At 72.0% G+C, this 19618-nt stretch carries 15 protein-coding genes; 12 read left to right on the top strand and 3 right to left on the bottom strand.

Features of this window, described 5'->3' with window-relative positions:
• The first annotated feature begins 82 nt into the window (after positions 1–82).
• From ACIRPT_RS07655 to ACIRPT_RS07635, 5 genes are read left to right on the top strand one after another with little or no spacing between them, the layout of a single operon-like run.
• A complete protein-coding gene (locus tag ACIRPT_RS07655; protein ID WP_403823789.1) occupies positions 83–1423 on the top strand; it encodes an ABC transporter substrate-binding protein in 1341 nt (446 codons plus the stop codon).
• 12 nt (positions 1424–1435) lie between these two features.
• Positions 1436–2386, top strand: coding sequence for a carbohydrate ABC transporter permease (locus tag ACIRPT_RS07650; RefSeq protein ID WP_403506414.1), 951 nt, complete (start codon positions 1436–1438; stop codon positions 2384–2386).
• Between the two features lie 6 nt (positions 2387–2392).
• On the top strand, positions 2393–3310 hold the full coding sequence (locus tag ACIRPT_RS07645) for a carbohydrate ABC transporter permease (RefSeq protein ID WP_403823786.1): 918 nt from the start codon (positions 2393–2395) through the stop codon (positions 3308–3310).
• Between the two features lie 9 nt (positions 3311–3319).
• On the top strand, positions 3320–4573 hold the full coding sequence (locus ACIRPT_RS07640) for a 6-phospho-beta-glucosidase (protein ID WP_403823783.1): 1254 nt from the start codon (positions 3320–3322) through the stop codon (positions 4571–4573).
• The gene (locus ACIRPT_RS07635; protein ID WP_403823780.1) at positions 4564–5544 is read left to right on the top strand and encodes an N-acetylglucosamine kinase; all 981 of its coding nucleotides are present in this window, start codon (positions 4564–4566) and stop codon (positions 5542–5544) included. The genes ACIRPT_RS07640 and ACIRPT_RS07635 overlap by 10 nt, the downstream gene beginning before the upstream one ends.
• A 239-nt stretch (positions 5545–5783) precedes the next feature.
• Here the strand turns inward: ACIRPT_RS07635 and ACIRPT_RS07630 are convergent, their stop codons facing one another.
• The 3 genes from ACIRPT_RS07630 to ACIRPT_RS07620 all read right to left on the bottom strand — a co-directional run bounded on the left by ACIRPT_RS07630 (position 5784) and on the right by ACIRPT_RS07620 (position 7550).
• Entirely contained in the window at positions 5784–6098 is a 315-nt protein-coding gene (locus ACIRPT_RS07630; RefSeq protein WP_403823777.1) for a hypothetical protein, read from the bottom strand.
• A 225-nt stretch (positions 6099–6323) separates the two neighbouring features.
• Positions 6324–6683: a hypothetical protein gene (locus tag ACIRPT_RS07625; RefSeq protein ID WP_403823774.1), complete on the bottom strand. Its 360-nt coding sequence runs from the start codon at positions 6681–6683 to the stop codon at positions 6324–6326.
• Between the two features lie 159 nt (positions 6684–6842).
• Complete coding sequence (locus tag ACIRPT_RS07620) at positions 6843–7550, bottom strand: FadR/GntR family transcriptional regulator (protein ID WP_403506398.1); 708 nt, start codon at positions 7548–7550, stop codon at positions 6843–6845.
• Positions 7551–8122: 572 nt separating this feature from the next.
• Here ACIRPT_RS07620 and ACIRPT_RS07615 point away from each other — a divergent pair.
• The 7 genes from ACIRPT_RS07615 to ACIRPT_RS07585 all read left to right on the top strand — a co-directional run bounded on the left by ACIRPT_RS07615 (position 8123) and on the right by ACIRPT_RS07585 (position 19574).
• Positions 8123–9502 carry a hypothetical protein gene (locus ACIRPT_RS07615; RefSeq protein WP_403824609.1) on the top strand — a complete coding sequence of 460 codons (1380 nt, stop codon included), beginning with the start codon at positions 8123–8125 and terminating at the stop codon, positions 9500–9502.
• A 44-nt stretch (positions 9503–9546) separates the two neighbouring features.
• Positions 9547–10581 carry a glutamate ABC transporter substrate-binding protein gene (locus ACIRPT_RS07610; protein ID WP_403823771.1) on the top strand — a complete coding sequence of 345 codons (1035 nt, stop codon included), beginning with the start codon at positions 9547–9549 and terminating at the stop codon, positions 10579–10581.
• Between the two features lie 197 nt (positions 10582–10778).
• Positions 10779–12143, top strand: a complete 1365-nt coding sequence (locus tag ACIRPT_RS07605) for a hypothetical protein (protein WP_403823768.1) — start codon at positions 10779–10781, stop codon at positions 12141–12143.
• Positions 12140–14677, top strand: a complete 2538-nt coding sequence (locus tag ACIRPT_RS07600; RefSeq protein ID WP_403823765.1) for a tetratricopeptide repeat protein — start codon at positions 12140–12142, stop codon at positions 14675–14677. Before ACIRPT_RS07605 ends, ACIRPT_RS07600 begins: the two co-directional genes overlap by 4 nt.
• A 1-nt stretch (position 14678) precedes the next feature.
• Entirely contained in the window at positions 14679–16124 is a 1446-nt protein-coding gene (locus tag ACIRPT_RS07595; protein WP_403823762.1) for a PP2C family protein-serine/threonine phosphatase, read from the top strand.
• A 448-nt stretch (positions 16125–16572) separates the two neighbouring features.
• Positions 16573–17985, top strand: coding sequence for a hypothetical protein (locus ACIRPT_RS07590; protein ID WP_403823759.1), 1413 nt, complete (start codon positions 16573–16575; stop codon positions 17983–17985).
• On the top strand, positions 17982–19574 hold the full coding sequence (locus ACIRPT_RS07585; RefSeq protein ID WP_403823756.1) for a PQQ-binding-like beta-propeller repeat protein: 1593 nt from the start codon (positions 17982–17984) through the stop codon (positions 19572–19574). The genes ACIRPT_RS07590 and ACIRPT_RS07585 overlap by 4 nt, the downstream gene beginning before the upstream one ends.
• The last annotated feature ends 44 nt before the right edge of the window (positions 19575–19618 follow it).

Raw genomic sequence — 19618 nt, 5'->3', positions numbered from 1 at the left:
CCTTCCCCCTCCCCCGCTTCCGCTTCCTCCCCCGCATCCGCTTCCTCCCCCGCTTCCGCCCCCGCCGTAAAGGAAGTCCGCCATGCCGCACTCGTCCCTGCGCGTCCGGCTCTCCCTGGCGCTGGCCGGCGCCGGGCTGCTCCTCTCGGGATGCGCCCGTCCGAGTACCGGCAGCGATCGCGACGATCCGACGCGACCGGTGACGCTGACGTTCTGGCACGGGTGGTCCCAACAGGGCGAGGTGCGTGCCCTCGACGACAGCATCGCCCGGTTCGAGAAGCTGCACCCCAATATCACCGTGAAGACCGTCTCCGATGTCACCGACGAGACCGTGAACCAGGCGCTGCGGGCCGGCGGGGACGACGCCCCGGACGTGGTGTCGTCGTTCACCACCAGCAATGTCGGCCAGTACTGCTCCTCTGGCATGTGGGCGGATCTCGACCCGTTCATGAGAAAGACGGGGATGGACAAGAAGAAGGTCTTCCCCAAGTCCTTCCTCGACTACACGAGTTACCGGGGAAAGCAGTGCGCCCTGCCACTGCTCGCCGATTCCTACGGGCTGTACTACAACAAGGACGCGTTCCGGAAGGCCGGGATCACCCGGCCGCCGCGGACGATGTCGGAGCTGACCCGGGACGCCGCGAAACTCACCGAACGGACCACGGACGGTTCCTACACAAGAGTGGGCTTCATGCCCAATTTCCGGCTCTACCAGAACAGCCCGGACCGGATGTTCGCGCAGTGGGGGCCGACGTACTTCGACCGGCACGGCAAGGCGCGGCTGGCCAGGGACCCGCGGACGAAGCAGTTCTTCGCCGCCGACCGCGCACTCATCGAGGCGCAGGGCGGCTACCGGGCGCTGGAGGAATTCCGTACCCGGTTCGGCGACGAGATGTCCTCGCAGAACGCCTTCCTCAAGCAGAAGCTGGCGATGCATATGGACGGCGAATGGCGAGGGCTGATGCTCAAGGACCAAAAGGCACCCTTCGCCTGGGGTACGGCGCCGATGCCGGTACCGGACGACCAGGCCGATACCTACGGCCGGGGCTATCTGACGGGTACGGTCGCGGGAATCGCCCACAGCAGCCGGCATCAGAACGCGGCGTGGGAGCTGGTGAAGTTCCTGACCGCGGACACGGATCAGGTGGTGCGGTTCGCCAACGCGATCCACAACGTGCCGTCGACGAACGCCGCGCTCACCTCGCCGAAGCTGGACGCCGATCCGGCGTTCCGCACATTCCTCGATATCGCCCGGAACCCGCACAGCGCCGCGATTCCGCCGTCCGACAACGGCGCGCAGTACATCGTCGCGCTGCAGGACTTTTCGTATGACGTCGAGGCAGGAAGGATCCCCGATCTGGACAAGGGCCTGCGCGGGCTCGATAGGCAGATCGACGCCGACAACCTTCAGTCCCAGAACTGACGGAGGGCCGCCATGGCATTCACCCCCGCGCCCGCGCTGCGGCGAAAGCGGAACCGCGAGCGGCTGCGCACCCTCGGCTTTCTCTCACCGTGGCTGGTCGGCTTCTCGGTGTTCTTCGGCTATCCGCTGATCGCCACCGTCTACTTCTCCTTCATGCACTACAACCAGATCGAGCCGCCGGATTTCGTGGGGCTGCGGAACTGGAAATACGTGCTGACGCAGATGCCGCTGTTCGGGCCCGCGCTGGGGAACACGCTGTGGCTGGTGACCGTGATGGTCGCGCTGCGGGTCGTCTTCGGACTGGGCATCGGGATGCTCGTCACCAAAATCAAAACGGGGGCCGGCCTCTTCCGTACGGCGTTCTATCTGCCGTATCTGGCGCCGCCGGTGGCCGCCACCGTGGCGTTCGTCTTTCTCCTCAGCCCCGGCACCGGGCCGGTCAACGAAATCCTCGGCGCGGCCGGTATCCCGGCGCCCTCCTGGTTCAACGACCCCCACTGGGCCAAACCGTCGCTGGTCCTGCTGTCCCTGTGGGGCATCGGCGACCTGATGGTGATCTTCATGGCGGCGCTGCTGGACGTCCCCAGGGAGCAGTACGAGGCCGCGGAGCTGGACGGCGCGGGCGCCTGGGGGAAGTTCCGGTACGTCACCTGGCCCTCGATCACGCCGATCGTGATGTTCGCGGTGGTCACCGGCGTCGTGCAGACCATGCAGTACTACACGCAGGCCCTGGTCGCCGGAAAGCTCGCCTCCGGCGTCTCCGTCGGCCCCGGCACCGTCATCCAGCCCGGCTACCCGGACCACTCCACCCTGACCGTCCCCCAGCTCGTCTACTCCCTCGGCTTCCAGAACTTCAACACCGGCGCGGCGTGCGCGCTCTCCCTCGTGCTCTTCGCCCTCGCGATGGCCGTCACCACCCTGCTGATGCGCAAGCGCGCGGGCCTGCTACCGGCGGAGGACTGAACCGGCATGACCACCACCCTGAGCGCCCCGAGCGCACCGGCCCCCGCCCGCACCACCGGCCGCGGCCCGGCGGCGCGCGCCCGGCCGGCGCGCGCCCGGCGCACGCGGCTGCTGCACTGGATCGCCGTACACGCCGTGGGCGTCGCCGCCGCCCTCTTCTTCGTCCTGCCCTTCGTGTTCGTCTTCCTGACGTCCGTGATGGGCGACGACCAGGCGATGAGCGGCGAGCTGTGGCCGGCCGAATGGCACTGGTCCAACTACCTCACGGTCTTCCACACCCCCGGCTTCCTGGACTGGTGGAAGAACTCCCTGACGTACGCGGGGCTGGGCACCGCGCTCACGGTGTGCTCGGCGGTCCCGGTGGCGTACGCGCTGGCAAAGTTCCGCTTCCGCGGCCGCCGCACGGCCATGATCCTGGTCATCTCGACGATGATGCTGCCGCCCCAGGTCGTCGTCGTGCCCATGTATCTGGTCTGGGCCCAGCAGCTCCATCTGTCCGGATCGCTCTGGCCGCTGATCATCCCCATGGCCTTCGGCGACGCCTACTCCATCTTTCTGCTGCGCCAGTTCCTGCTCACCATCCCCCGCGAGTACCTCGAATCCGCCAAGGTCGACGGCTGCGGCGAGGTGCGCACCCTGCTGCGCATCGTCGTCCCGATGGCCCGGCCGGGCATCGCCGCCGTGGCCCTCTTCCAGTTCTTCTTCTGCTGGAACGACTACTTCGGCCCGCAGATCTACACCGCGCAGAACCCCGCCTCCTGGACGCTCTCGTACGGCCTGGAGTCGTTCAAGAGCGCCCACAGCGTCAACTGGAACCTCACCATGGCCGCGACGCTGCTGGTCATGGCGCCGGTCATCCTCATCTTCTTCTTCGCACAGAAGGCCTTCGTCGAAGGCGTCACGCTCACCGGAGTGAAGGGCTGATCCAGAAAAATGAAGCTCGCAGTGGTCGGCGGAGGCTCGACCTACACCCCCGAACTCATCGACGGCTTCGCACGGTTGCGCACTGTCCTGCCCGTGGACGAGCTCGTCCTCATCGACCCGGCCGCCGACCGGCTGGAGCTGGTGGGCGGGCTGGCCCGGCGGATCTTCGCCCGGCAGGGTCATGGGGGCCGCATCTCCTGGACCGGCGACCTCGACGCCGGCGTCGACGGCGCCGATGCCGTGCTGCTGCAACTGCGCGTCGGCGGGCAGGACGCCCGCAACCAGGACGAGACCTGGCCGCTGGAGTGCGGCTGCGTCGGCCAGGAGACCACCGGGGCGGGCGGGCTCGCCAAGGCGCTGCGTACCGTCCCCGTCGTCCTCGACATCGCCGAGCGCGTCCGGCGCCGCAACCCCGGCGCCTGGATCGTGGACTTCACCAACCCCGTCGGCATCGTGACGCGCGCGCTGCTCACCCACGGCCACAAGGCCGTCGGGCTGTGCAATGTCGCGATCGGCTTCCAGCGGAAGTTCGCGAAACTGCTGGGCGTGGCCCCGGAGGACGTCGAGCTCGAACACATCGGCCTCAACCACCTCACCTGGGAACGGGCCGTACGCATCGGCGGCGAGGACGTCCTGCCCAAGCTGCTCGCCGAACACGGTGACGCCGTCGCCGGCGACCTGCGCATGCCACGCTCACTGCTGGACCGCCTCGGCGTCGTGCCCTCCTATTACCTCCGCTACTACTACCAACACGACGAAGTGGTGAGGGAGTTGCGCAGCAAACCCTCCCGGGCGGCGGAGGTCGCGGCCATCGAACGGCAGCTGCTGGAGATGTACGGCGATCCCGCGCTGGACGAGAAACCGGAGCTGCTCGGCAAGCGGGGCGGGGCGTACTACTCGGAGGCGGCGGTGGCACTGACCTCCTCGCTGCTGCGCGACACCGGCGACGTCCAGATCGTCAACGCCCGCAACGACGGCACCCTCCCCTTCCTCCCCGACGACGCGGTGATCGAGGCGCCGGCGGCCGTGGGCGGGGCGGGCGCGGCACTGCTTCCCGTACGCCCCCTGGAACCGCTGTACGCCGGGCTGATCGCCCACGTCACCGCCTACGAACACCTCGCCCTGGAAGCGGCGCTGAAGGGCGGCCGGGACCGGGTATTCGCCGCGCTCCTCGCCCACCCGCTCATCGGCCAGACCGACTACGCCGACCGGCTCACCGACGAACTGATCGCGCACAACCGGGAGCACCTCACGTGGGCCTGACGAGTACCGCGCTCGCCATCGACGCGGGCAACAGCAAGACGGACGTGGCCCTGGTGGCCGCGGACGGCAGGGTGCTGGGGACCGCCCGGGGCGAGGGGTTCCAGCCGCCGGCGGTGGGCGTCGGGCGCGCGGTGGACGTCTTCGCGCCGCTGATCGCGGCCACCCTGGCACAGGCGGGGATGACGGGCCCGGTCGATCACCTCTCGGCGTACCTCGCCAATGCCGACCTCCCCGTCGAGGAGGCCGGACTGACCGCGGAGATCGCCGGCCGCGGCTGGGCCCGCACGGTGACCGTCGGCAATGACACCTTCGCGCTGCTGCGGGCCGGACTGCCGGACGCCGGGGAGCGGGTGGGGGTCGCCGTGGTGTGCGGGGCGGGCATCAATGGCGTAGGGGTCGGCCGCAACGGGGCCGTCGCCCGCTTCCCCTCCGTCGGACGGATCTCCGGCGACTGGGGCGGCGGTTCGCATCTCGCCGACGAGGCGCTGTGGTTCGCGGCCCGCGCCGAGGACGGACGCGGCGAACCGAGCGACCTGGCGCGGGCACTCCCCGCCCACTTCGGCCTGGCCACCATGCAGGAACTGATCGAAGCCCTCCATCTGCGGGGCATCCCCGACCGGCGGCGCCACGAGCTCACACCGGTGCTGTTCGGCGTCGCCGCGGCCGGCGACGCCGTCGCCCGCGCCATCGTGGCCCGCCAGGCGGAGGAGGTCGTCCTCCTGGCAACGGTCGCCCTGCACCGCCTGGACCTGCTCACCGAGCCCACCCCGGTCATCCTGGGCGGCGGCGTCCTGGCGGCCCGCCACCCGCTGCTCCACGACCGCATCACCCAACTCCTGACGGAGCGCGCCCCGAAGGCCGCGCCCCGTGTGGTGAGCGCACCCCCGGTCCTGGGCGCGGCCCTGCACGCGCTGGACCACGCGGCGGCGAGGGCGGAGGCGTACGAGCGGCTCCGGGCGGCCTGGGGATAGGCCGTGGGTCGCCGGATCACCGGTCCTGCTGGTCCTGCTGGTCCTGCTGGTCCTGCTGGTCCTGCTGGTCTGACTGATCCGGCTGATCGGGCTGATCGGGCTGGTGCAGTTAGTGCGGCTGGTCCTGCGGGGACGACGGGTGCTGCCTCCGGGGCGGCGCCGATGCGCCGTGCGGCACCGGCGCCCGGTTGCCCCGCCGCGCACCCGGTCTCCCGGGGCGCGCGGCGGGGCGTGGGTCGTCAGCGAAAGCTGGTGGAGCCGAGGACGCCGTTGCCGGCGCCGCTGCCGAGGTCGCTGCCGGAGCCGTTGAAGCCACTGCCGGCACCGCCGAGGTCGCTGCCGGAGTTGTTGGAGCCGCTGCCGGCGCTGCCGAGCATGTCGCCGGGCATACCGCCGCCGTTGGCACTGCCCCACATGTTGTCCGACATGGGGCTGCCCCCCGATCCGGGCGTCGAGCCACGGCTTCCTTCGTCGTCCGCTGCGGCCATGCCCGCGGCGCCGAGTACGGCGCTGGAGGCCAGGAGGGCGGTCGCGAGCAGGGTTCGGATTCGCATGCTTTGCTCCGTTCATTGGGGACACGTGGGTTCACGTTCAGCAAAGACATGCACGAGGGCCCTTTCCGCTACGCCCTCTCGCACCGAAATGCACCCGATGGACGGGTAGCCGGTGCCTGGGGCACGTGGTGCGGGCTTGCCGCTTGCCGCGGTGCCGGCCGCCCCGAAAGAGGCACCTCCGGGGCCCCACCCCACCCACCGGCCGCACCGGCGCTCACTCGTCCCTCACCCGCCCATCACCCGCGCCCATCCCACCTGAACGCTGTGTCCGCGCTGCGTCTCCGTCCGGCTGCCCGGGGCGAGCACGATGTCGGCGACGTGGGTGGGGTCGTGGGTGGGGTCGTGGCCGCGACCGGGGCTGCGGTCGCGTTCCGTGACGACCGTGACGTAGTGGTCGGTGTCGTTGATGACGAGGGCGGGGGCGCCGTCCGGCGGATGGTCGATCGGATAGTGGCCGTTGGGGTCGATGTAGGTGGTGGCGCCGATGGTGAGGAAGCCGCTGGCCGGCGGGGTGTGGCCGGGGGCGGCGGAGCCGGTTGTCGTCGCGGCGGCGAGGGGTCTGAGGAGTTGCGTTATGCGGCGCATGAGGGGCCTCCGGTAACGCCGGGCGCGGGGCAGGCCGCGCCGGTCACTGACTCGATGAAGCAACTTCGTTACTTAGAGTAGTCAGCATGAGTCGTGTCGGATAGCGGCGCGCGGGAGCGAAACGGGGGGCGTGCGAGAAGTCGTACGCGCCGCGGCCGGTCAGTCGTCGAGCGGCAGGGCGAGATCCCGTACGTGCCCCGCGAGCAGGAGGACCGCGGCGTCCACGGCCGCTTGCGGGTCCTGGGCTCGGATGGCCTCGGCGAGGCGGGCGTGCGGGTCGGTCGGGGCCGCGGTGGCGGTGTCGAGACAGGCGGCGCGGCGCAGTTCCGCGCGGAGGGCGGCGCTGAGGGAGCGGTAGATGTCGGCGAGTACGGGGTTGGCGCCGGCCTCGGCGACCAGGACGTGGAACTCGGCGTCGGCGGCCGTGAAGGCGTCGCTGTCCTGGGCGGCGAGCGCCGCGCGGCGGCGGGCCAGGGCGGCCTCGATTCCGGCGAGTTGCTCGTCCGTACGGTGTTTGGCGGCCTGGCGTGCGGCGACGACGTCGAGGCCTTGGCGGACCTGGGTGACGTGGGTGAGTTCGGCGCGTTCCAGGCGGCGGCGGAGGGCGACGGCACTGTCGTCGTCGGAGATCACGAAGGTGCCGTCGCCCTGCCGGGGTTCGAGGAGTCCGGAGTGGACGAGGGAGCGGACGGCCTCGCGTACCGAGGCGCGGCTGACGCCCAGGGTCTCGGAGAGCGCGCTTTCGGGCGGGATGCGGCTGCCCACCGGCCACACGCCCGTCACGATCTGGCCGCGGATCTCGTCGGTCGCGGTCTCCACCAGCGACACCCTGCCCTTGCGCACCGCTTCCACTCGATCACTCTCCATGAGGCAGGTCCGAGGTGACGGACCAGCGGTGGCAGGTCCCGGTCATCGGCCGTGGGTCATGGGCCGCAGGGGCGGTGCCCGAGGCCGGTGGCCCGGTGCCGGGTTTCCCGATGCCGGTGTCCCGATGCCGGTGTCCTGATGTCTGGCGTCTGGCCGCGTCGGGAGCAACTCTAGTGCCGGTCGGGAGGGGCGCGGGGGTCGGGAGGAGGGGTGGGAACCGGCCGCATCGCACCGGCGTCCGCCAGGGTGGGGCGGGTGAGGCCGGTCACCGGGGGTAGCCGGGTAGCGGGCAGGCCAAGGCTCCGGGGCCGAAGGGTCAGGGGTCGAAGGGTCAGGGCCCGGCAGTCACGAGCCGAGGCGGTGTGCGGCGCGATCCGTACAAGATCGGGTCAATCGCGGTGTGGTTGTCGGCGGGTGCCGACATACTGCTGCCCGTGCACCAGTTCTCGTGAGCGCTCCCACCGGCGCTTCGCGCGAGGGCCGGGCCCGGCGACGACCGAGGGGGAGGTTCTGTGTCGTCAGTGTCGTCAGAGGAGTCCGTCGAAGCGGGCGCGGGGATCGCTGCGGGCGCGGTGACCGCGCCGGCCGGCGGGCGTGCCGAGCCCGGTGCCGGGCGCCGTACGGCATGGGCCGACGGTCTGGACGAGCTGCGTGCCGCGGCGGTGACCGAGCCGGGCCGGCTACGGGTGATCGGTGCCGCACTCGCCCTGCTGGTGCTGGTGTTCGGCGGGATCACGGCCTGGCAGGTGTCCGACCGGGCGGCCGCCGCGGACGACGTGGTCGAGCGCAGCCAGCCGCTGAGTGCGGATGCGGCGAACATCTACCGATCGCTGGCGGATGCGGACACGACGGCCGCCGGGGGGTTTCTGGCCGGTGGGCAGGAGAGCCGGGCGACCCGTGACCGCTACGCCGCCGATCTTGCGACGGCGGGGCGGCTGCTGGTCAGGGCGTCGGCTAACACCCGGGGTTCGGACGGGGCCGATGCGCAGATAGCCAAGCTGAACAGCGCGCTGCCGCGGTATGCGGGACTGGTCGAGACGGCGCGGACGAACAACCGGCTGGGGCTGCCGCTCGGCGGTGCCTATCTGCGGTACGCCAACGAACAGATGCGGAAGGAACTCCTGCCCGCCGCCCGCGCGTTGTACGACGCGGAGAACGACCGGCTGGCGGCGGACTACGACGCGGCGAAGGCCCGGCCGTGGTTCGCGCTGGCGGCCGGGGTGTCGGCCATCGGGGCGCTGGGGTGGGCGCAGCGGCGGAATTACCGGCGGACGAACCGGGTCTTCAACAGGGGGCTGGTGGCGGCGACGGCGGCGTCGGTGGCCGTACTGGTGTGGCTGGTGGCGGGGCATGTGATGGCGCGGTCGGGCCTGAGCGATTCGTATGAGCGTGGGGCGCGCTCGCTGCGGGTGCTCAATGAGGCACGGATCGATTCGCTGCAGGCGCGCGGGGACGAGAATCTGACGCTGGTGGCGCGGGGGGCGGTGCTGACCGGGGACCAGAAGGATTTCTACGAGGCCGGCTTCCGTACGGGGATGAAGGACCTGGTGGGCGCGGACGCCCGCGGAGACGCGTCGGGTGGCGGCAGGCTGGGGGCGGCGCGGGCGCTGGCGGACGACGAGGCGGGGCGGCGGCCGGTGCGGGATGCGCTGACGCACGTCCGGCAGTGGCAGGCGCGGCATGCCGAGGCCCGGTCGGCGGACGTCAGGGGTGATTACGACCGGGCGCTGGCCAAGGTGATCGGCGGGGACGGCACCACCGGGGAGTCCTTCGACCGGGTGGATGCCTCGTTGCGGCGGGCGCTGGCGCATGAGCAGACGGAGTTCCGGTCGGCGGCGGACGGCGGGCGGGCGGCGCTCGGCGGGCTGGCGGTCGGGGCCGCGGTGCTGGCGGTGCTCGGCGCGGTGGGTGCGGTACTGGGCATCGGGCGCCGGCTGTCGGAGTACCGATGAGGAGCCGGGTGAACAGCCTGGCGAGGAGGCCTGGTGATGGGGACATGAGGCCGGGTGACGAGGGCCGGCGGCGGCGCGCGCGGGCCCTGGTGAATCTGCGTGCCGCGCTGGCGCCGGTCGCGGCGGGGGTGGGGGTGATGGCGGTGGCCGCGGCGGTGCTGGTGCCCGCGCTGGGCAGCAAGGGGCTCGAGGGTGCACCGGCGGGCCCGGAGCGGGCCGTGCATCGTGCGGCCGGTCCCGGCAGGTGGCACGCGGCGCCCGCCGGGGCGGGGTGTACGGCGCAGACCGCGGCGCAGAGCCTGCGGCCGTCGCCGGACGGCGGGCCGGCGGTGGCGCGGATCCAGAAGAAGGGCCAGCTGGTCGTGGGGGTGGACCAGAACACCTACCGCTGGGGATACCGCGATCCCGGCACCGGCAAGCTGGAGGGCTTTGACATCGATCTGGCGCGGGCGATCGCCAAGGACATCCTGGGGCCGGATGCCAAGGTCGTCTTCCAGGCGGTGCCGACCAATCAGCGGATCCCGGCGCTGCAGAAGCGCGCGGTGGACATGGTGGTGCGGACGATGACGATCAACTGCGCGCGCAAGGAGCAGGTGGCGTTCTCGACGGCGTACTTCCAGGGTGGGCAGCAGGTGCTGGCGCCCAAGAGGTCGGCGGTGGCGGCGTTCGACGATTCGCTGCGGGGCAAGCGGGTGTGTACGGCGGCGGGTTCGACGGGTGAGTCGGAGCTGATGAAGCAGCGGCACGGCGCGAAGGTGCTGATCGTGGCCAATCAGCTCGACTGTCTGGTGCGGCTGCAGCTCGGCCAGGCGGACGCGGTGGTGACGGACAATGCGCTGGCCGCGGCGCAGGCGGCGCAGGACCCGACGGTGGAGCTGAAGGGCAGGCCGTTCACCGACGAGCCGTACGGCGTGGCGATGAACAAGGACGACTCGGACCTGGTGCGGCGGGTCAACAAGGTGCTGGACGACTACCGGGGCGGCGGCGCCGACAGCCCCTGGATGCGGTCGTACCGGACGTGGCTGCGGGCCGATCTGCCGGGGATACCGGGGCCGCCCTCGCCGGAATACAGCGACTGAGGCGCGCGTACGGCGGCCCGGACGCGCGTACGGCACGAAGCGCCGCGGCGGAGCCGGCGGGCGGCGGGCCGCGGGCGATCGCCCCAAGAAGCGGTGGTTGCCGTCACTATGGGGGGAAGGGAGGGGAGGGAGCAGTCCACCGAGCGATCCAGGCGCGCCAACCACCGTGCGCCGCACGCGTATTGGAGAGGTGATCGATGGGGGTCCCTGGGCCCTGCCCCGGTTCCACGGGGAGGCATCCTGCCCCGGTGCTGGACCGGGAGGAGGTGGACCGCGCCCTGGCCCGGCTCGGCGCCGAGTACGAGGCGATAGAGACGTCGCTGCTGGCGTTGCAGGATCATGCCGGGCGCCGGCTGCTGGAGGGCGCCGATCTGTCCGGCACCACCAAGGAGCGCTGGGCCGTCACCGAGCGGTCCATCACGGTCCTGTGGTCGCATTTCGATACCTACACCGCGGCGTTGGAGTCGGCGCGTGAGCTGCGGGCGCGGCGCCGCTGGCCCTCCCCCGAGGATCTGGTGGAGCTTTCGGAGCTGTTGCACGGCGGGGTGACCATGACCGGGGAAGCCGGTGAGGCCGCGGAAGTCGCGGAGGACGCGGAGGACGGCGGCCCGGAGGGCGGGCCGGCCGGACCGGGCGAGCGACTGACCCTGGAGGAGCTCGTCGCCCGGATCAACGGCCTGTACGCGCGGTCGCTCGATGTGATCGTCGCCGCCGATGCGGTGTGGTCGGCGCTGCCGGCCCGGATAGATCTGCTGTCGGCCGAGCTGCGGCGGACGCGTTCGCTGGCGCATTCGGTGGGGGTGCGTCCCGGTGAGCATCCGGCGGGCGACGACCTGGAGCGGATCACGGACGAACTGGCGCGGCTGCGCGGCCAGGTGATCGCCGATCCGCTGGCGTTCTGGGTGTCGTCGTCGACGGGGAGTTCCGCGCCCGGTGGCGGCCGTCCGGACACCGTGCGCTACGACCGTGCGGCGCGCGCCCTGGAGGGGGTGCGGCGGGAGATCGAGGCGGTGCTGGACGTCCGGCAGGACGCGGAGCGGCGGCTGATGCAGCTGCGCGATGTGCTCTCCCGGGCCGATCGCACGCTGACCGAGGCGCGGCAGGCCCGCGGCGAGGTGCTGGCGAAGATCGCCGCGTCGGAGGTGCCGGCGGTCAGCGGCCCGTCGACGGCGCTGTACGAGCGGTTGGCGGCGGCCGCGGACTACCGCAGGCGGGCGCAGTGGCACCGGCTGTCGCCGCTGCTGGAGAGCCTGGAGGAGCAGGCGGAGGACGAACTGCACCGTGCCCGCGAGTCGTTGACGGCGGTGACCGCCCCGCTGGCGGTGCGGGCCGAGCTGCGCGGGCGGCTGGACGCGTACAAGGCGAAGGTCGCCCGGCACGGCATGGCCGGGGATCCGCTGCTGCTGGAGCGGTACGACGCGGCCCGCCGGATGCTGTGGAGCGCGCCGTGTGATCTGCGGGCGGCCGAGCAGGCGGTGTGGCGTTATCAGCAGGCGGCGGCGGAGGCGCTGGTGCCGGAGCAGAGGGACCGGCAGCAGCCGGATCGTAGGGGGGACGCGTGACGGAGGGGGCCAACGACCGCTGCCAGCGGCCGGTCTGCGCGGGGCGGTACGAGGACGTCGGCGGCGGCGAGCTGTACTGCGATGTCTGCGGGCTGGCCCCGGTGGTCTCGGCGGACGGGCTGCTGTCGTCGCCGCCCACGGCGCTGACGGGCCGGGCGCCGGCGGGCGGGGGCGGCTCGCTGCCCACGTCCCGTGGGTCCGGCTCGGTCCGTTCCGGCTCCGGCCGGCTGCCGCGGCCGCCCGCCCGCGGTGAGGGTGACGTCGGTCCAGGCGGCGACGACGGCGAGGCGACGCGGGGCATGCCGGCGCCGGCCGCCTCGGTGTCGGTGCGCGGCTCGGGCAGCGGCCCGGGATCCGGGTCATCGGGGCCGCCGGGGTCATCGGGGTCGGCGCGCGGTCGGCTGGGCGCGGGCCTGGTGGCGATGCCGCAGGTGCCGCGGCCCGATCCGGGCGCCGCCGTACTGGAGCGCCCGGAGGTCCCGGAGCGGAAGCGGTTCTGCAGTCGCGGCGACTGCGGGGCGCCGGTGGGGCGGGCGCGCGACGGGGACCCGGGCGGTACGGAAGGGTTCTGCACCAAGTGCGGCCATCCGTACAGCTTTGCGCCCAAGTTGCGCCCCGGTGACATGGTGCACGGCCAGTACGAGATCGTGGGATGTCTGGCGCACGGCGGGCTCGGCTGGATCTATCTCGCCATCGACCGCGCCGTCGCCGACCGGTGGGTGGTGCTCAAGGGCCTGCTGGACACCGGCGACGAGGAGGCGCTGGCGGTCGCGGTGTCCGAGCGGCGGTTCCTCGCCGAGATCGAGCACGCCAACATCGTGCGGATCTACAACTTCGTGGAGCATCTCGACCGGGCGACGGGCAGCCTGGACGGCTATATCGTCATGGAGTACGTCGGCGGGAAATCGCTCAAGGAACTCGCCAACGAGCGGCGCACCCCACAGGGGCGGCGCGATCCGCTGCCGGTCGAGCAGGCCTGCGCGTACGGCATCGAGGCGCTGGCGGCGCTCGGCGATCTGCACCGCCGGGGCCTCCTGTACTGCGATTTCAAGGTCGACAACGCCATCCAGCAGCACGACCAGCTCAAGCTGATCGACATGGGCGCGGTGCGCCGGATGGACGACGACCGCAGCCCGATCTACGGCACGATCGGCTATCAGGCGCCGGAGATAGCCGAGCTGGGCCCGTCGGTGGCCTCCGATCTGTACACCGTCGCCCGCACGCTGGCCGTTCTCACCTTCGACTTCCAGGGCTATACGAACGTCTTCGCGGACTGTCTCCCGGACCCGGAGCACATCGAGGTGTTCCGCAGCTACGAGTCCTTCTACCGGCTGCTGGTGCGGGCCACCGACCCGGACCGGGCGCGCCGCTTCGCGTCCGCGGAGGAGATGGCCGAGCAGCTGACGGGCGTGCTGCGGGAGGTGGTGGCGCTTCAGTCGGGCGAGCAGCGGCCGGCGCCCTCCCAGCTGTTCGGGCCGGAACTACGCGTGGTGGACACGGAGTTGGTGGCGGCTGAAGGCGAGGGTCCGCTGCTGGGTGCGCGGGGAGCGGCGGCGGACGGCCGGGCCGTGGCGCCCGGCGGGCCCGCGCTGCGCCCCCTGGACACGGCCCGTGCCGCCCTCGCGCTGCCGGTGCCGCGGGTGGACCCGGACGACCCCAACGCCGGTTTCCTGGCCGGCCTGATGACCCTCGCCCCGGCCGAGCTGCTGCCCGCGCTGCGCTCCGCGCCCGGCGATTCGCCGGAGCTGCGGCTGCGCGAGCTGCGCGCCCGCCTGGAGACGGGCGACGGCCCGGCCGCGCAGGGAGTGCTGGACGCCCTGGCGTCGGAGCGGGGTGCGCGGCGGGGCGTCGACTGGCGGGTGGTGTGGCACCGGGGGCTGGTGTCGCTGGCCACCGGGGACCGCGAGGGCGCCGCGCTGTCCTTCGACGCGGTCTACGACGCCTTTCCCGGCGAGCCGGCGCCGAAGCTGGCGCTCGCCGTCAGCGCGGAGCTGCTGGGGCAGTGGGATACCGCCGCGGAGTGCTACCGCCTGGTGTGGTCGGCCGACCGCGGCTATGTCAGCGCGGCGTTCGGGCTCGCCCGGGTGCGGCTGGCGGCGGGCGATCGCGGCGGCGCGGTCGAGGCGCTGGAGGCCGTACCGGAGTCGTCCATTCACTGGACCGCGGCGCGGATCGCGGCGGTCCGTGCGCGGCTGCGGCAGCGCCCGCCGACGGACGCGCTGCTCGGTGATCTTCGGGCGGCCGCCCAACAGGTCACGGGGTTGGCGGAATTCGGACTGGACGCCGGGCGCCGCGAACAACTGGCCACCGAGGTACTGGGCAGCGCCCTGGACTGGGTACTCTCCGGTAGCCACGGTGACCCGCCCGACGGTGAACGGCGGCCGCCGCTGCTCGGCTGCGCGCTGGACGAGCGCGGCCTGCGGTTCGGGCTGGAGAGGTCGTACCGCCTGCTGGCGCGGCTGGCGCAGCGTGGCGAGGAAAGGATCGAGCTGGTGGAACGGGCCAACCGTTTCCGCCCCAGGACGTGGGTGTGACATGGGTGTGAGTGGGCCGTCCCGCTGCCGGAGCTGCGCGGAGCCGCTGGATGCGGGGGACAAATTCTGCGGACGGTGTGGCGCGGACCAAGTGGTGCCCGCAGCTTCGGGGTACGGGGCGGTGCCGCCGCCGCCCTCGTACGCGCCGACGGTCGGGGTGCCGCATGGGGAGCCGGCCGGGCCGCCGCCGCCGGATCCGACGACGCGGATTCCGTTCGAGGAGATCGCGGGGGCGGGCGATCCGGGTGCGGAGGGGGCGCTTTCGGGCGACCCTGGCGCCCGGCCCGTCGATCCCCGTGTCGCCGGGTACGAGGTGGTGGCCGACGCCGCGGCGGGGGCCGCCGGAGCGGCTCGGGCGCCCGGTGCGGCGGCCGAAGCGGCGGGAGAGGCGGACGACGACGCCGAGGGAGCCCCGCAAGCCCCCACGTCCCCCTTCGACGAAGCCCCGCAAGCCCCCTCGTCCCCCTTCGACGAAGCCCCACGAGCCCCCGCGACCCCGTTCGACGAAGCCCCCGCGCCGACGCCCGACGCCCCCGCCGACACGCTCTCGCTCTGCGCGGCCTGCCACGCGGGTGCCTTGGACGCCGACGGCTTCTGCGACCACTGCGGTCGCGCCCAGCCGCGCGACCGCGACCACATGGAGCGGGAGCTGGCGGGCTTCGCGGCCGTCAGCGACCGCGGGCACCGCCATCACCGCAACGAGGACTTCTTCGCCCTGCGCTCGCTGGCCCTGCCGGACGGTTCGCCCGCCGCGGTCGCGCTGGTCTGCGACGGCGTCTCCTCGGCGACCCGGCCGGACGAGGCGTCGCAGGCGGCGTCCGAGGCCGCGGGCGAGGCGCTGCTGGCGTCGCTGCCGCGCGGTACGCACCCCCAGCAGGCGATGCACGACGCCATCATGGCGGCCTCGGCGGCGGCCGACGCACTGGCCGACGACCCCTCCCTCGCCCATGACGAGCACCGTCAGCAGAACGCCCCGGCCTGCACGTTCGTCGGCTCGGTGATCGGCGGCGGGCTGCTGACCGTCGGCTGGGTCGGCGACAGCCGCGCGTACTGGATCCCCAACGACCGTACGGCGCCCCCGGCCCGGCTCACCGAGGACGACTCCTGGGCCGCGCAGATGGTCGCCAACAACCTGATGTCCGAGGCGGAGGCGAACGCCGACGAGCGGGCACACGCCATCACGGGCTGGCTCGGCGCGGACGCGTACGAGGTCGAGCCGCACACGGTGACGTTCAAACCGGACGGACCCGGCGTGGTGGTGGTGTGCACGGACGGCCTGTGGAACTACGCCGAGTCCGCCGCGCAGATGGCCGCGGTGCTGCCCGTCGACGCGCCCACCCGGCCGCTGCACGCCGCTCGGAAGCTGGTCGGGTACGCCCTCGACGGCGGGGGCCACGACAACGTAACGGTGGCGGTCGTGCCGTTCCCCGCGCCGTCGGGCAGTTAGGCGCCCCGGGACCGGTCGGCGGGTTCCCGCTTGTACAGTACGCGTCAGCAGTAACGGGGAAGTGGTCAGGGATCGCGGACGATTCCGGCCAATGGCGTGCCGGCGGCACTCGAACGCGGCACCCGAGCGTGTGCCGACGACTGCCGGCCTCAACTCCCGTGCGGCGCCGGCCCGGCCGGGACGCCGTGCGGGAGGTGTCTCCAAGTCTGCCCGCGTGCGCAGCAGTTCGGCGCCGCGCCATCACTCCGTGCCCGAAAGGAAGCAGATGTCGTACCCTCCGCAGCCCGGAGGGCCGGGAGGCAATCCCGCGTACGGGCAGACGCCCCCGCCTCCCCCCTCCCCAGGCCCTGCCCCTGCCCCGCCCTACGCAGCCCCCGGCCAGGGCCAGGTGCCTCAGGGCGGCCCCCTTCCGGCGCAGCCCTGGCCGCCGCAGGGCTCGGGTCCGCGGATGCCGCCCCCGCCTCCCCCGCCGTCCGGCGATGACAACAGGGGGCTGAAGCGGGCGATCATCGGCGTGATCGTCCTTGCCGTGCTGGCTCTCGTCGGCGTCGGCGGAGTGGCCATCGTCAAGGGCATGGGCGGCGACGAGCTGCCCACGGCCGCCGGCGGAGACGGCTCCGAGGGGCAACTGCTCAGCGAGACCGACATTTCCCGCCTGCTGGACGGGCGGACGAAAGCGCTGATCAACCGTGACGAGGACGCCTTCCTCGAGCCATTCTCGGGCGCCGCGCGCACACAGCAGAAGAAGATCTTCAAGAATCTGGTCAAGGTGCCGTTCGCCGAGGTCGGATACCGCGTCAAGAAGCAGACCGGAACGGGCGACAACGATTACGGCGACGGCGCCACGGTCGCACTCGATGTGGGTTTCGTCCACAAGATCAAGAATGTGGACGTCCAGCCGGTGGCCGAATGGTACCGGTGGGTCGTCAAGCGGAAGTCGAAGAGCGAGAAGCCGACCATCACCAAGGTGGGCGGATCGCCGTCCGCCTACGGGGCGAAGGGATACGTCTATTACCCCGCGCCCTGGGACGTCTACGACGACATGTTCGTCAAGGCGCAGGCGCATTCGGTCGTTCTCGCCGACGCCAGGAACACCGCGCTGGCGAGCCGGGTCGCCCCGGTCATCGAGAAGTCGGCCGGGGACGATCTGGCCTACTGGGGCGCGAACCCGCCGACCGCCGCGCCGACGCCCAAGTCGTTCGCCGTGATCGTCGAGCCCCGGCGCAGCACGTACAAAACGCTGTACACCAGCGACCAGAAGGACATCGGCTGGGACGCGGGAATGAGCGTGGCCATGCCGGCGTACGCCGAGGCGTACACGGATCTGAGCGGCAAGGCGCAGTTCGGCGGCGCCCGGATCAAAATCGACGCAGGCTCCGGCTACTTCAAGGGCGGTGACTGGCGCAACGGGGTGGGGGAGCTGGCCCACCACGAGATCGCGCACGCCCTCGTGCAGCCGATCGACAAGGGCGACCACAGCTTCCTCACGGGGGCCAAGGGCGGCCCGCGCAACTGGGCGGTCGAGGGATTCGCCGAGTACGTCGCCTTCCACTTCGACGCACGGGCGGGCGCGGGCAAGATGCGCGCGGCGTTCCACGGCCACACGTTCGACGGCAAACTGCCGGACGCCGAATCCGATTTCGGCAGGTATCCGCACAGCGTCGGCATGGACTACTCCCTGAGCTATCTCGTCATGAAGTACATCGAGAAGAAGGGCGGCCCTGACGCGGTCCTGAAGTTCGTCGCGGACCACTACCAGAACCCGAAGAAGCTGGACCAGCAGTTGCAGCAGGCAACGGGCCAGAGCGGCGCCGCGTTCGAGAGCGGCTGGGCCAAGTACGTAAGGAGCGTGGTCCGATGACGGGCAACGGCGTCCCCGGCCCGTTCCCTCCCGCCGGCGGGCCGCAGCAGCAGCCGCAGCAGGGATTCGGCTACCAGCAGCAGTACGGCGGCGGCCAGCAGCCCCCGCCGCCCGCCGCACACGCCCCGTACCCCGGACAGGCACCACACCCCGGCCAGGCGCCGTACGGCGGACAGGCACCGCACCCCGGACAGGCGCCGTACGCGGCTCCGGCTCCCGCTCCGGCGAAGAAGGGCAAGGCCGGCCTGGTCATCCTGCTGGTCGTCGCGCTCCTGGTGCTGGGCGGGGCCGGTGTCGGCGGCTGGTTCCTGCTGAACGGGTCGTCCGCCGACGAGGCGGTGCTGTGGTCGCAGCCCGGCTACAAGGGCAAGATGCCGCCCGGTGAGAGCGTCAAGCAGGTGGAGGGCACCTGGACCACCGACAAGGCCGTCATCCAGACCATGCCCGACGGAGTGAAGGCTTACGACCTCGCCACGGGCAACCGTCTGTGGGCGACGCGGATCCCGGGTGACAGCAACACCACCTGCTCCGCCCCGCGTCAGTCGGAGGGCGGGGTCGGCATCGTCGCGTACGGCGACAACAAGGCATGCAACCACCTCGTCGCGTATGACCTGGACACCGGCAAGCAGCTGTGGACCAAGGAGATCAAGAACAAGCCGAACTCCAAGCCCAAGCCGGGCGACAGCTTCACACCCGGTGACACCAACCCCGACGACATCAAGGACAACTATCTCGCCCGCTCCGGTGGTGTCGTGGTCACACAGGGCACCGCGGGCGCGCAGGCGTTCAAGGTCTCCGACGGCTCCCCGGCGTGGACGCCGGAGAGGTCCGCCAAGTGCGACGGCGCCTCCTATACCGGCGGCAAGGCTCTGATCCGGGTGCGCGCCTGCCACACCAAGCCCGTGCTCGGAAAGCCGTACGACGAGGTCTCCCTGATCGATCCGGACACCGGCAAGGCCAAGTGGACCCACACCTTCCGGCCCGAGGGCGAGGACGGACTCGACGCGGGGATGGCCATCGGCGGCCGGGTCATCAGCACGGACCCGGTTGTGCTGTACCCAGAGCGCGAGGACATGGGGATCATCGCCCTGGACAGTGAGACGGGCAAGATCCGCAGCCGCTTCGCCCCCAGGACACCCGCCAAGTACGTGCAGACCTGGGGCCCGGAGGGGACGCCGTGGATGGAGGCCGCGGCCTTCGGCAAGACCTTCGTCATGAGCGTGTCGGAAGCCCAGGAGGCGAACCTGCTCGTGGCCTACGACCTCGACAGCGGCAAGCTGCTGTGGAAGACCAAGCCGGACAAGTCCAAGGACTTCCATCCGCTGGTGGACACCGACGGCGGGAAGGTGCTCGTCTACGAGCGCCTCAACAGCTCGGACAAGGGACCCGAACTCGCCGAGTACAACGCGGCGACCGGCGCCCGGAAGACCCTCGCCGAGTATCCGACGACGGTCGCCCACGGCCTCGACCTCTTCGCCCGGCCCACCGTGCGCAAGAACACACTGTTCCTGTCGGCCATCGCCGACCGGACGTTCAACCCGAATGAGGCGTACGGCCTCATCGCCCTGAAGATGTCGGCGCCCGAATAGTCCCGATTGACGCAGCACGCCGCCGCGCCCACCGCCTGTTTCCG

This window comes from Streptomyces sp. NPDC101227 (genome assembly GCF_044767545.1).
In the GTDB taxonomy this organism is placed as follows: Bacteria; Actinomycetota; Actinomycetes; order Streptomycetales; family Streptomycetaceae; genus Streptomyces.
Note: the sequence above shows the minus strand (reverse complement) of the source record. Positions and strands in the feature narration are given on the sequence as shown.